Here is an 11389-nt window from a genome sequence, read left to right as displayed (position 1 = left end):
TGTCGGCTGGTACGGGGTCAGTGCACACCGGCGAGCACGCGGTCGAGGGCCCGCAGGGCGATGCCGAGCTCGTCCTGGGTGATGGACAGGGCAGGGCGGAAACGCACCCCACGCTCACCGCACGGCAATGCGATCACCTGCTCCTCGGTTCGCAACCGGCGCAGCACCTCGTCGCGAACGCCGCTGTCGGACAGATCGATGGCACTCATCAGTCCGCGCCCCCGCGAGTTGGACGCCACCGCTGCATGTCGAACTTCCAGATCACGCAGTTCGGCCAGGAACCACGCTCCCACGGCAGCGGCATTGGCCACCAGATCGTCCCTCTCGATGATCTCCAGAATGCGGCGTGCCCGGACCATGTCGACCAGCCCGCCGCCCCAGGTGGAGTTGATACGCCCGGAGACCCGGAAGACGTTGTCGGGCACCTGGTCGACCCGGCGGCCGGCCATGATGCCGCCGAGTTGGACCTTCTTGGCGAAGGCGACGATGTCCGGCGCGAGGCCGAGTTGCTGGTAGGCCCAGGTGGTGCCGGTGATCCCCACCCCGGTCTGCACCTCGTCGAGCACGAACAGCGCGTCGTACTCGTGACAGAGCGCCTGCATCGCCTGCAGGAACTCCGGGCGCATGTGGTTGTCGCCCCCCTCGCCCTGGATGGGCTCGGCGATGAAGCAGGCGACGTCGTGCGGGTTGTCCTCGAAGGCCTGTCGCGCCTGCTCAAGGGCCCGTCGCTCGGCCTCCTCGACCTCGGCAAGGTGCTGCGCGAGGGGGAACCGCACGGCGGGTACGTCGATGCGCGGCCAGTCGAACTTCGGGAAACGGGCCGTCTTGTTGGGCTCGGTGTTGGTCAGCGAGAGCGTGTATCCGCTGCGGCCGTGGAACGCCCGCCGAAGGTGGAGCACCTTGGTGCCGAGCTCCGGTGAGCGGCCTGCGGCCTCGTTGCGGCGGCTCTTCCAGTCGAACGCCGCCTTGAGCGCGTTCTCGACGGCGAGCGCCCCGCCCTCGACGAAGAACAGTCTCGGCAGGTCCGGATCGCCCAGCACCCGGGCGAACGTCTCGACGAATTCGGCGTAGTGCGTGGTGTAGATGTCCGGGTTGGCGGGCTTGTTCGCCGCCACCTGCGCGAGCAGGGTCATGAACTCCGGATCGTCCACGATGCCCCGGGCGTTGAGCCCCAGCGGAGCGGACGCGAAGAACGAGTAGAGGTCGAGGAACTTCTCACCGGTGCGCGCGTCGACGATCCACGAGCCCCGGCTGGCGAGCGGGTCGAGCACAAGTTTGAAACCATCGGTCAGCACATAGCGGCCGAGCCTCTCGTGCACCTCGTCCGGGCGGACCGTCGACGCAGCAGCAACCGTCATGGAGCACCTACCCTCGATAGCCGATCACGGAAGATCTTTCGCCAAATGCGAGAAGCGGCGAAAGTATTTTAGGTATGGCGCAATAACAGCCGCAAGGTATTGCTCACCGGCAGATGCTCGCAAGGGTGCAGGCGTACTCGGACGGGTAAAGGAGGTCCGTGCGTCCGCCCGTGGGCCGGCACGTCACGAGCGCTCCTGCGGTTGGATCCACCCCAGGGACCGCTCGACGGCTCGCTTCCAGCTGGCGTACTCCCACTCCCGCCGTTCGGGGTCCATGTCCGGCATCCATTGAGCGGCCCGGTGCCAGTTGCGGCGCAGGACCTGCAGATCCGGCCAGTAGCCGGCCGCGAGGCCGGCGGCGTAGGCCGCGCCCAGCGACACCGTCTCGTGGACGAGGGGCCGCACCACGGGAACGTCGAGCACATCGGCCAGGATCTGCATGAGCAGGTGGTCGGACGTCATGCCGCCGTCCACCTTGAGCTGCTTCAGGGCGAGCGCGGAGTCGGCGTTCATGGCGTCGACGACCTCACGGGTCTGCCAGCCGGTGGCCTCCAGGACGGCACGGGCCAGATGGCCCTTCGTGATGTACGACGTGAGGCCGACGATGACGCCGCGGGCGTCGCTGCGCCAGTGGGGTGCGAACAGACCGGAGAACGCGGGGACGATGTAGCAGCCGCCGTTGTCCTCGACGGTGCGCGCCAGTGTCTCGATCTCGGGAGCGCTGTTGATCAGGCCGAGCCGGTCGCGGAACCACTGGACGAGCGAACCCGTGACGGCGATCGGGCCTTCCAGGGCGTAGATCGTGGGCTGGTCGCCAATCTTGTACGCGACGGTGGTGAGCAGCCCGTGCCGGGAGCGTACGAGGTCGGTGCCGGTGTTCATCACCAGGAAGCTGCCGGTCCCGTAGGTGCACTTCGCCTCACCCGGCGAGAAGCAGGTCTGCCCGAAGAGAGCCGCCTGCTGGTCGCCGAGGGCCGCTGCGATGCGCAGGCCCGGCAGCACCGCGCGGGCCTCGCCGTAGATCTCGGCCGAGGACCGGATCTCCGGCAGCATCGGGCGCGGGATGCCGAAGAAGTCCATGAGCGCTTCGTCCCAGGTCAGCGTCCGGATGTCCATGAGCATGGTGCGGCTGGCGTTGGTGGCGTCGGTGATGTGCAGGCCGCCGTCCGTACCGCCGGTGAGGTTCCAGATCAGCCAGCTCTCCATCGTGCCGAACAGCACCTCGCCGTCCCGGGCACGCTGCTCCACCCCGTCGACGTGGTCGAAGAGCCAGCGGATACGGGGCGCGGAGAAGTAGGTCGAAGGGGGAAGACAGCAGTGTTCGAGGAAGAACTCGTCTCCGGGCTGTTTCCTCAGCTCCTCGACGAGCGGGGCGGTGCGGGTGTCCTGCCAGACGATGGCCCTGTCCAGCGGAGCCCCTGTCCGCCGGTCCCAGAGCACCGTCGTCTCGCGCTGGTTGGCGATCCCCATGGCCGAGATCTGGCTCGCGTCCACGTCGGCGTTCGACAGTGCCTCGGGTACGACGCGCTGGAGATTGCGCCAGATCTCGACGGCGTCGTGCTCGACCCAGCCGGGCCGGGGGAAGTACTGCTGGTGCTCCCGCTGGGCGACCGACGCCAGACGACCGCCGTGGTCGAACAGGATGCATCGTGTGGAGGTGGTGCCCTGATCGATGGACATCACATACCGTTCCACCATGATCGGCCCTGCCTTCCGATGTGTCGCGGAGTGCTGGGGGCCTACCAGCGGGCCGCGCCCAGGTCTCTGGAGATCGCGCGTGCCGCCTCCCGCAGCACGGTGATCAGGGCCGGCTGAGGCCGGCCTTTGGTGTCGCAGATCCGCTCGACGGCGCCGGACACTCCGATCGCTCCCACCACGAGACCGCCCTGTCCTCGGATCGGCGCGGCGATTCCGGCTTCGCCCATGCTCATCTCCTGCACCTCGGCGCCCCAACCGAACTCCCGTATCTCGCCGAGCGCCCGGTTGAGCTGCTCCGGGTGGACCAGGGTGTGCCGGGTGTACGCCTCCGGTTCGTCCTCCAGCAAGGGATCGACGGGCGTGGCCCCGAAGGCCAGCAGGACCTTGCCGAGCGAGGAGGCGTGCAACGGCAGCAGCGCGCCGACGTCCAGGGTCTGCAGGGTGTCGTCCGGCCGGAAGACATGGTGGATGACGAGCACCCTGCCCTCCAGAGGCGTGCCGAGGCGCACGGCCTCCCCGCTGCGGGCGGCCAGGGCGTCGGCCCAGTTGATGGAGCGGGAACGCAGTTCATTGACGTCGAGGTAACTGGTGCCGAGGTGCAGGAGAGCCGCCCCGAGCTGATACTTTCCGGTCGCCGGGTCCTGCTCCACGAAGTCCACATGTTGCAGAGTGCGCAGAATTCCGTGGGCGGTGCCCTTGGCCAGGCCCAGCGACGAGGCCACCTCCCCCAGTCCCAGCCGACGGGATCCGCCGGCAAGCAGGCGCAAGATCGCCGCCGCCCGCTCGATGGACTGGACTGGGCCGGCCATGAAAGCGATTTTAGTCCCGGTTTTCCCGATTGGGGACTGCCGTTCGACAATGCCGACCGAGGTTCGTTGACGGGCGGCATTTACCTCCTTAGCGTTCCTTCACGCCCGGCCCGGCAGCCGGCAGCGCTTCCCTGAGGAGGAGGAAACATGACAACAGCGCAGCTCGGCGCCGCGCCTCGCGGGGGAGTCGAACACGTCTTTCCGTTGCCGCACACCGCCGGGGCCGTCTCGGCCCTACGCGGACGCATCCGTACGGTCCTCACCGACTGGAACCTGGCCGCGGACATCACCGAAGACGTACTGCTGGTGGTCTCGGAGCTGCTCACCAACGCGATCGTCCACGCCCTGCCCCCGGCGACGCTGACGCTCTCACACAGCCACATGGACACGGGCGAAGCCGTACGCGTCGAAGTGACCGACATGGGGCCTGCCCACTTGGCAGGGCCGTCGGCTTCCCCTCTCGACCCGGACGAGCACGGCCGGGGCCTCAGGATCGTCACCGCCCTGGCAACCCGGTGTGGCATACGAGTGCACTCCGGCGGGACGAGTCGGTGGGCAGAGCTGCCGTTCGGCCAGAACTGAGGCCGGCCACCTTCAAGGGCGGCCGCCGGCAGCCGACTTACACGCAAAAGGGCCCCCACAGGCTCTCGCCTGCGAAGACCCTTCGCATCGTCGGGACGACAGGATTTGAACCTGCGACCCCTTGACCCCCAGTCAAGTGCGCTACCAAGCTGCGCCACGTCCCGGTGCGCTCACACGGAGTGAACCGCGTGATCGCGCGAACAGAACTTTACCCCACATCGGGGGCGGCACCGAAGGGGGCACGGGACGCGGGACAATCGGGACCATGGGCAGCACATCGTCAGGACGGGCGGCCGGCGCACGGGACCGGGACAGCGCGGGGCGGGCACGCAATGCCCGGCCCCGGGACGGACTGGGGCGGCCTCTGCCGTACGGCGCGGACGGCGTGGACCGGCAACCGGAGGGAGTCGTCCGCACCCCGGAGCAGACCGTCGCCGAGGCGCAGGAGCTGCTGGACGCGGGCAAGCCGTTCCACGCGCACGAGGTCTTCGAGGACGCCTGGAAGTCGGGCCCCGAGGACGAGCGCGAGCTGTGGCGGGGGCTGGCGCAGCTCGCGGTGGGCCTCACCCACGCGGCCCGCGGCAACACCACGGGCGGCGCTCGCCTGCTGCGCCGAGGCGCCGGGGCGTTGCAGGAGTGGACCTCGGCTTCCGGACGGACGCGACCGCACGGGATGAACCTCAGGAGCGTGACGGCCTGGGCTCGGGACCTGGCGGAGTCCGTGGAGGGCGGCTCGGAGCCTGTGGACGCGGAGGGGCGGGCGCCGCGGCTACGAGGGTGACGGGCGCCGTGGGCGCCATCGGCCGGATGTTCGTCCCGGGTGAGAGTGCGATGCGGGGCGACGAGCCGCCGCGAAGGCCGCCACCCACGGCCCGGCGCGCGGGGCGGCGAGCGCCGGGCTCGCGCGGCCAAGGACCGTCGCCCGGGCACCGCGGACACAGGCGGCCCGCCCGACCGTGACCGCCCCCTGCCCACGCCCCGGTCGCGACCGGCACCCGATCGCCGACGCGGTGTCCAAGCCGTCAACCCCGTGCGGCAGACTCGGGGCGTGCGAAAGATTCATGTCATCGGTATCGGCGCGGGCGACCCCGACCAGCTGACCCTCCAGGCGGTCAGGGCGCTGCGGAACACGGACGTGTTCTTCGTCCTGGACAAGGGCGAGGTGAAGTCGGACCTCACCCAGCTGCGCCGGGACATGCTCGACGCACATGTGCCGCAGGGAACGTACCGCGTGGTCGAGGCGCGCGACCCGGAGCGGGACCGCTCGGCCGGCGGCTCCGCCTACTCCCCCGCGGTCGGCGACTGGCGCAGCGCCCGCGCCGACATCTACGAGCGGATGATCACCGAGGAGCTCGGCGAGGACGGGACCGGCGCGTTCCTGGTCTGGGGCGATCCGGCGCTGTACGACAGCACGCTCGGGATTCTTCAGGAGGTGCTGGAGCGGGGGCGGGTGACCTTCGCGTACGACGTCGTGCCCGGCATCAGCAGCGTCTCCGCGCTCGTCGCCCGCCATCGGACCGGGCTCAACCGTGTCGCCCGTCCCGTGCAGATCACCACCGGGCGGCGGCTCGCCGAGGGGTTCCCCGAGGGCGTGGACGACGTGGTGGTGATGCTCGACGCACACCAGACCTTCCGGCAGTACGCCGACCAGGACATCGACATCTACTGGGGCGCCTACATAGGCACCCCGGACGAGATCCTCGCCTCCGGCCCGATCGCCGAGGCGGCGCCCCGTATCGAGCGGCTGCGCGCCGAAGCCCGGGAGCGCAAGGGCTGGATCATGGACACGTATCTGCTGCGCCGCAACCCGGACAACGACTAGCGGACCCGCGCGGGCCGCTCCCACATGCGGGGGCGACCCGCCGGTGTGATCGTGTCCTCGTGACCATCGCCGAGGAAACCGCGCGGCCGCCCGCCTCGGAGCCCCCCGTGCTGGACGCGCGCCGCCGCAACATCGTCTTCGTGACGATCATGCTCGGCATGCTGCTGGCCGCCCTGGACCAGACGATCGTCGGCACCGCCCTGCCGACGATCGTGTCGGACCTCGGCGGTGCCGAGCACATGTCATGGGTGGTGACGTCGTACCTCCTCGCCGAGACCGTCGCGACCGTGCTGGTCGGCAAGTTCGGCGACATGTTCGGCCGCAAGGTGGTCTTCCAGGTCTCGGCGATCGTGTTCATCACGGGCTCGTTCCTGTGCGGCCTCGCCGACAACATGACGCTGCTGATCGTGTGGCGGGCGATGCAGGGCATCGGCGCGGGCGGGCTCATGGTCACGTCGATGGCGCTGATCGCCGATGTGATCCCGCTGCGCGAGCGCGGCAAGTACCAGGGCGCGATCGGTGCGGTGTTCGGGGTGGCCACGGTCATCGGGCCGCTGCTGGGCGGGTTGTTCACCGACCATCTGTCGTGGCGCTGGGCGTTCTACGTCAACGTCCCCATCGCGATCGTCGTCGTCTTCGCCGCCGCCCGCACCATCCCCGTCATCAAGGCGGCCTCCCGGCCCGTCATCGACTATTTCGGCATCGCCTTCGTCGCGGTCGGCGCCAGCGCGCTGATTCTGGCGACGAGTTGGGGCGGCAACGAGTACGCGTGGAGTTCCGGCGTCATCATCGGCCTGTTCGTCGGCGGTGTGCTCGCCCTCGGGCTGTTCTGCTGGGTGGAGACCCGCGCGGCCGAACCGATGCTGCCCATGCGGCTGTTCGGCAACCCCGTCTTCACGGTCTGCTCGGTCCTCAGCTTCATCGTCGGCTTCGCGATGCTCGGCGCGCTGACCTATCTGCCGAGCTATCTCCAGTACGTCGACGGCGACTCGGCCACGGTCTCCGGCGTACGGACGCTGCCGATGGTGATCGGCCTGCTCATCGCGTCGGTGTTCAGCGGCAACGTGGTCAGCAGGACCGGCAAGTACCGGCTGTTCCCGATCATCGGCTCGCTGGTGATGGGGATCGGCCTGTATCTGATGTCCCTGATGGGGCCGTCGACCGGGGCCTGGCTGGAGTCGCTGTACATGTTCGTGCTCGGCACCGGCATCGGTCTGAGCATGCAGGTGCTGACGATCGCGGTGCAGAACACCGTCGACTACGCCGATCTCGGCACCGCGACCTCGGGCGTCACCTTCTTCCGCACACTGGGCAGCTCCTTCGGTACGGCCGTCTTCGGCACGATCTACACCAACAACCTCGCCCCCAACCTGCGCCAGGGCATCGCCGAGGCCTCCGCGGTCCCCGGCGCGGACCCGGCGACCGTCGCCCAGGCGGCGACCAGTCCGGAGGGCGTGCACGAGCTGCCGTCGGCGGTGGCCGCGCCGATCGTGGACGCCTACGCGGACACGCTCCAGACCGTGTTCCTGTGGACGGTGCCGGTCGCCGCACTCGGTTTCCTCATCGCCCTCTTCCTCAAGCAGGTCCAGCTGCGGGACAGCGCCCGGATGGGGTCGACCGACATGGGCGAGGGGTTCGCGCAGCCGCGCGGCGCCGACTCCCAAGCGGTCCTGGAAGCCTCCGTCGCGAAGATCATCGGCAGTACGGACCTGGACACCGCGCGCCGTCTGGTGCGGTCCTCCGACACCCGGCTCGATGTGGCGGGGGCCTGGGCCGTGATGCAGGTGGAGCTGTTGAACCGGGTGGTCGGCCATGCGAGCCTCGGGCTGATCGCCGCCCGCCGCCATCTGCCGCCGGAGGTGCTGCTGCCGGTCTTCGACCGGATGGTCGACGAGGGCTATCTGACCCGCGACGGCTCACTGCTCTCGCACACCCATGCGGGCGCCCGCGAGGCCGAGGTCATCACCAGCGCCTGGGCCGCCTGGCTGGAGGAGCGAGTGGAGCAGGACATCGGCCGCCCCTCAGGCACGGCCCTGCGCGCCGCCGTCGACACCATCGCCAAGCGCCTGCTCGTGGAGGACCTGACCAGCGGCCTGCCGGGCGGCAAGCCGGTACCGGCTGAGACCGGCGCCCACTGAAAGCCGATTGCTCCAAGGCGCCGGCCACGGTCATGATCGGGCCATGTCTCCCGCCCCGGTCCGCTTCCACGACCCCGGCACGACCGCCCACGCCTTCCGTGACTCGGTGCTGGTCCGCTGCCCGCGCTGCGACCGGGTCGCGCGCTTCGAGCGGGCGCGCGTGATCTGCCGGTCCTGCGGCCTGTGCGGCCCCGTCGCCCAGGGCACCTGGCCGACGCTGTGGCTTCAGGCCGACACCCGGCACGGTGAGCTGTGGGCGTACGGCCTCGAACACCTCGATCTGATCCGCCGGTTCGTCGCGGCGGATCTGCGCGAGCGGGCGCCCTGGTACGAGCACGGCCGGAAGATGACCTGCGTCGGCAGACTCCCCGCCTGGGTCAAGAGCGCCAAGCACCGCACCGAGGTGCTGCGGGTCATCGACCGGATGCGGACCTCGGTCATCGAGGACTGAGACCGAGCCACTCCAGCACCCCGGCCACGTCCGGCACCGGCACGACGTCCTCGGGCAGTGGAGGACGTCGTACGACCACCACGGGCAGCGCCAGATGCCGCGCGGCGGTGAGTTTCGCGGCCGTCGCCGCTCCCCCGCTGTCCTTCGTCACCAGTACGTCGACGCAGTGGGCGGAGAGCAGGGCGGTCTCGTCCTCCACTGTGAACGGGCCCCGCGCGAGGAGGACTTCGGTGCGCGGCGGCAGCGGCGGCTCGGGCGGCTCCACGGAGCGTACGACGAAGTGCAGGTCCTTCAGATGGGCGAAGGCCTTGAGGCCCAGGCGGCCCGTGGTCAGGAAGATCCGGCGGCCGAGGCTCGGCAGCAGGTCGGCGGCCGCGTCCAGGGAGGCGACCGGATGCCAGCGGTCCTCGGGTCCCGGCCGCCAGCCGGGGCGGCGCAGCACGACCGCCGGAACGCCGGTCGCCGCGGCGGCGTGGGCCGCGTTCGCCGTGATCGACGCGGCGAAGGGGTGGGTGGCGTCGACGAGGGCGTCCACACGCTCCTCACGCAACCAGTTCGCGAGCCCCTCCGCACCGCCGAACCCCCCGATGCGGACCTCCCCGGTGACGGTCCCCGGTCGGCTCACCCGCCCCGCGAGCGAGGTGGTGACGCGGACGCCGGGCAGCGCGGTCAGCGCGGCGGCGAGCTCACGGGCCTCGGTGGTGCCGCCGAGGATGAGGACGTGTGGGGGCATGGGGTGAGCCTACGGCCGGGCGCCGCTTGAGTCCTGGCCGGTATGGCAGGTGGTCTTCGTGGCGAGCTGCGTTCCGCGAAATCGTCCATGACCGCCTGGGCGGCCGGAACCCGTTCGCCAGCCGGGGTGTGTGGTACTCGGGTTCGCACGACGACCGGCCGCGCAGGAGGAGGCGTGGAGCCGTGTCGCGGGGGTCGGGATCGCGCCCTGAGGCGCCCCGGTCGCTATGGTCCGGGCATGGAATCCGTGCGCGCCGTGCTGATCGACATCGATGGTGTCCTCACCGTCTCCTGGCAGCCGCTCCCGGGTGCCGTCGAGGCACTGCGGGAGATCCGGGAGGCCGGGTTCGGGGTCGCGCTGGTCACCAACACGACCTCGCGGACGCGCGCTTCGATCGCCCGGACGCTGGCGGACGCGGGGTTCCCCGTGTCGGCGCAGGACATTCTCACCGCGCCCTCGGTCACGGCGGCTCATGTCGCCGAGCGCTTTCCGGGGGCGCGGTGTGCGCTGCTGAACAGTGGGGACGTGCGGGAAGACCTCACGGGGGTCGAGTTGGTCGATGAGGCTCCGGATGTCGTGATCGTCGGTGGTGCCGGGGAGGAGTTCGGGTATGCGGCGCTGAACCGGGCCTTCGGGTATCTCCAGGGCGGGGCGCGGTTGGTCGCCATGCACCGGAATCTGTACTGGCGTACGGACGAGGGGTTGCAGCTCGACTCCGGGGCCTTCCTGGTCGGGCTTGAGCAGGCGGCGCGTACCGAGGCCGAGGTGACGGGGAAGCCGTCGGCGGCGTTCTTCGAGGCGGCGCTGGGCCGGCTCGGGGTGGGCGCGGAGCAGGCGCTGATGGTCGGGGACGACGTGGAGTCGGACGTGCTGGCGGCACAGCGGGCCGGGGTCACCGGGGTGCTGGTCAGGACCGGCAAGTTCCTCCCGGAGACCCTGCGCGAGGCGAGCGGCACGCCCGACCATGTGATCGACTCCTTCGCCGACCTGCCGGCGCTGCTGCGCGGCTCAGGGCAGCAGTAGCTGGACGCCGCCCACCACGGTCGCCGCGATGACGAGTTGCTCGAACAGTCGCTGGTTGATCCGGTTCACAGCCCATTTGCCGATGAACGCACCCGGTACGACGAACACCGCGAGCGCGGCGTCAAGCAGCAGTGAACGGCCGTCGATCAGGCCGAGCCCGACGCTGAAGGGCACCTTCGAGACGTTGACGATCAGGAAGAAGAAGGCCGAGGTGCCCAGGAAGCCGAGCTTCCGGAAGCCCGCCGAGAGCAGATACATCGACATCACCGGGCCACCGGCGTTGGCGACCATGGTGGTGAACCCGCCGAGGACGCCGTAGGAGCGGGCCTTGATCCGGCCGCCGCGGGTCGCCACCCCTTCCGGATCCCGCTCGGCGTCGGCGGCCCGGCGCCGCCACACCGTCACGGCGGCCATCAGCAGCAGGATCGCGCCGATCGACGTCCGGACGATCCCGTCGTCGGCCCACATCAGGAACAGCGTGCCCGCGACCACACCGCCCGCGACCGCGGGGAACAGCCGCCACAGCGTGGGCCAGTGCGCGTGCCGCCGATAGGTGAGCACGGCGAGCACATCCCCGGCGATCAGCACCGGAAGCAGTACACCCGTGGAGGCACGGGCCGGCAGCACCGCGGCGAAGACCGCGAGACTGACCGTATTGGCTCCGCTCACGGCGGTCTTCGAGAACCCGACCAGCAGAGCCGCGAAGGCGAGCGCGACGAACTCCCAGCCGGTGATGTGCCACAACGTCATCGTGTCCATGCGGAGACTGATGCTA

General features: G+C 70.2%; 11 protein-coding genes and 1 tRNA gene. 6 read left to right on the top strand and 6 right to left on the bottom strand.

Annotated elements, in window-relative coordinates:
• Positions 1 to 17: 17 nt before the first annotated feature.
• From lat to H4N64_RS02910, 3 genes are all read right to left on the bottom strand, one after another.
• Positions 18 to 1358, bottom strand: a complete 1341-nt coding sequence (gene lat / locus H4N64_RS02920) for an L-lysine 6-transaminase (RefSeq protein ID WP_186280470.1) — start codon at positions 1356 to 1358, stop codon at positions 18 to 20.
• A 183-nt stretch (positions 1359 to 1541) separates the two neighbouring features.
• The gene (glpK, locus tag H4N64_RS02915; protein ID WP_186280469.1) at positions 1542 to 3056 is read right to left on the bottom strand and encodes a glycerol kinase GlpK; all 1515 of its coding nucleotides are present in this window, start codon (positions 3054 to 3056) and stop codon (positions 1542 to 1544) included.
• A 41-nt stretch (positions 3057 to 3097) separates the two neighbouring features.
• Entirely contained in the window at positions 3098 to 3865 is a 768-nt protein-coding gene (locus H4N64_RS02910; RefSeq protein WP_186280468.1) for an IclR family transcriptional regulator, read from the bottom strand.
• 147 nt (positions 3866 to 4012) lie between these two features.
• On the opposite strand from H4N64_RS02910, the gene H4N64_RS02905 reads away from it, so the two are divergent.
• Complete coding sequence (locus H4N64_RS02905) at positions 4013 to 4447, top strand: ATP-binding protein (protein WP_186280467.1); 435 nt, start codon at positions 4013 to 4015, stop codon at positions 4445 to 4447.
• Between the two features lie 90 nt (positions 4448 to 4537).
• On the opposite strand, the gene H4N64_RS02900 is transcribed toward H4N64_RS02905, so the two are convergent.
• Positions 4538 to 4611: transfer RNA gene (locus H4N64_RS02900), tRNA-Pro, on the bottom strand.
• Positions 4612 to 4712: 101 nt separating this feature from the next.
• Between H4N64_RS02900 and H4N64_RS02895 the strand changes: the two genes are divergently transcribed.
• The 4 genes from H4N64_RS02895 to H4N64_RS02880 all read left to right on the top strand — a co-directional run bounded on the left by H4N64_RS02895 (position 4713) and on the right by H4N64_RS02880 (position 8858).
• Positions 4713 to 5228 carry a DUF309 domain-containing protein gene (locus H4N64_RS02895; protein ID WP_186280466.1) on the top strand — a complete coding sequence of 172 codons (516 nt, stop codon included), beginning with the start codon at positions 4713 to 4715 and terminating at the stop codon, positions 5226 to 5228.
• A gap of 267 nt (positions 5229 to 5495) precedes the next feature.
• A complete protein-coding gene (cobF, locus tag H4N64_RS02890; RefSeq protein WP_186280465.1) occupies positions 5496 to 6269 on the top strand; it encodes a precorrin-6A synthase (deacetylating) in 774 nt (257 codons plus the stop codon).
• Positions 6270 to 6328: 59 nt separating this feature from the next.
• Entirely contained in the window at positions 6329 to 8407 is a 2079-nt protein-coding gene (locus tag H4N64_RS02885; protein WP_186280464.1) for a DHA2 family efflux MFS transporter permease subunit, read from the top strand.
• A 43-nt stretch (positions 8408 to 8450) separates the two neighbouring features.
• Positions 8451 to 8858, top strand: a complete 408-nt coding sequence (locus H4N64_RS02880) for a hypothetical protein (RefSeq protein WP_186280463.1) — start codon at positions 8451 to 8453, stop codon at positions 8856 to 8858.
• Here H4N64_RS02880 and H4N64_RS02875 read toward each other — a convergent pair.
• Positions 8845 to 9591: a cobalt-precorrin-6A reductase gene (locus H4N64_RS02875; RefSeq protein WP_186280462.1), complete on the bottom strand. Its 747-nt coding sequence runs from the start codon at positions 9589 to 9591 to the stop codon at positions 8845 to 8847. The genes H4N64_RS02880 and H4N64_RS02875 overlap by 14 nt on opposite strands.
• A gap of 237 nt (positions 9592 to 9828) precedes the next feature.
• Here H4N64_RS02875 and H4N64_RS02870 point away from each other — a divergent pair, with 237 nt between their 5' ends.
• Complete coding sequence (locus H4N64_RS02870; protein ID WP_186280461.1) at positions 9829 to 10614, top strand: TIGR01458 family HAD-type hydrolase; 786 nt, start codon at positions 9829 to 9831, stop codon at positions 10612 to 10614.
• Here the strand turns inward: H4N64_RS02870 and H4N64_RS02865 are convergent.
• On the bottom strand, positions 10600 to 11373 hold the full coding sequence (locus H4N64_RS02865) for a sulfite exporter TauE/SafE family protein (protein WP_186280460.1): 774 nt from the start codon (positions 11371 to 11373) through the stop codon (positions 10600 to 10602). The two genes, H4N64_RS02870 and H4N64_RS02865, sit on opposite strands and share 15 nt — an antisense overlap.
• Positions 11374 to 11389: the final 16 nt, after the last annotated feature.

Source organism: Streptomyces cupreus (genome assembly GCF_014257025.1).
In the GTDB taxonomy this organism is placed as follows: domain Bacteria; phylum Actinomycetota; class Actinomycetes; order Streptomycetales; family Streptomycetaceae; genus Streptomyces; species Streptomyces cupreus.
Note: the sequence above shows the minus strand (reverse complement) of the source record. Positions and strands in the feature narration are given on the sequence as shown.

Excerpts from the sequence above, each read along its gene's own strand:
- lat (WP_186280470.1), bottom strand. The coding sequence starts at position 1,358 with ATGACGGTTGCTGCTGCGTCGACGGTCCGCCCGGACGAGGTGCACGAG.
- glpK (WP_186280469.1), bottom strand. The coding sequence starts at position 3,056 with ATGGTGGAACGGTATGTGATGTCCATCGATCAGGGCACCACCTCCACA.
- H4N64_RS02910 (WP_186280468.1), bottom strand. The coding sequence starts at position 3,865 with ATGGCCGGCCCAGTCCAGTCCATCGAGCGGGCGGCGGCGATCTTGCGC.
- H4N64_RS02905 (WP_186280467.1), top strand. The coding sequence starts at position 4,013 with ATGACAACAGCGCAGCTCGGCGCCGCGCCTCGCGGGGGAGTCGAACAC.
- H4N64_RS02895 (WP_186280466.1), top strand. The coding sequence starts at position 4,713 with ATGGGCAGCACATCGTCAGGACGGGCGGCCGGCGCACGGGACCGGGAC.
- H4N64_RS02880 (WP_186280463.1), top strand. The coding sequence starts at position 8,451 with ATGTCTCCCGCCCCGGTCCGCTTCCACGACCCCGGCACGACCGCCCAC.
- H4N64_RS02875 (WP_186280462.1), bottom strand. The coding sequence starts at position 9,591 with ATGCCCCCACACGTCCTCATCCTCGGCGGCACCACCGAGGCCCGTGAG.
- H4N64_RS02870 (WP_186280461.1), top strand. The coding sequence starts at position 9,829 with ATGGAATCCGTGCGCGCCGTGCTGATCGACATCGATGGTGTCCTCACC.
- H4N64_RS02865 (WP_186280460.1), bottom strand. The coding sequence starts at position 11,373 with ATGGACACGATGACGTTGTGGCACATCACCGGCTGGGAGTTCGTCGCG.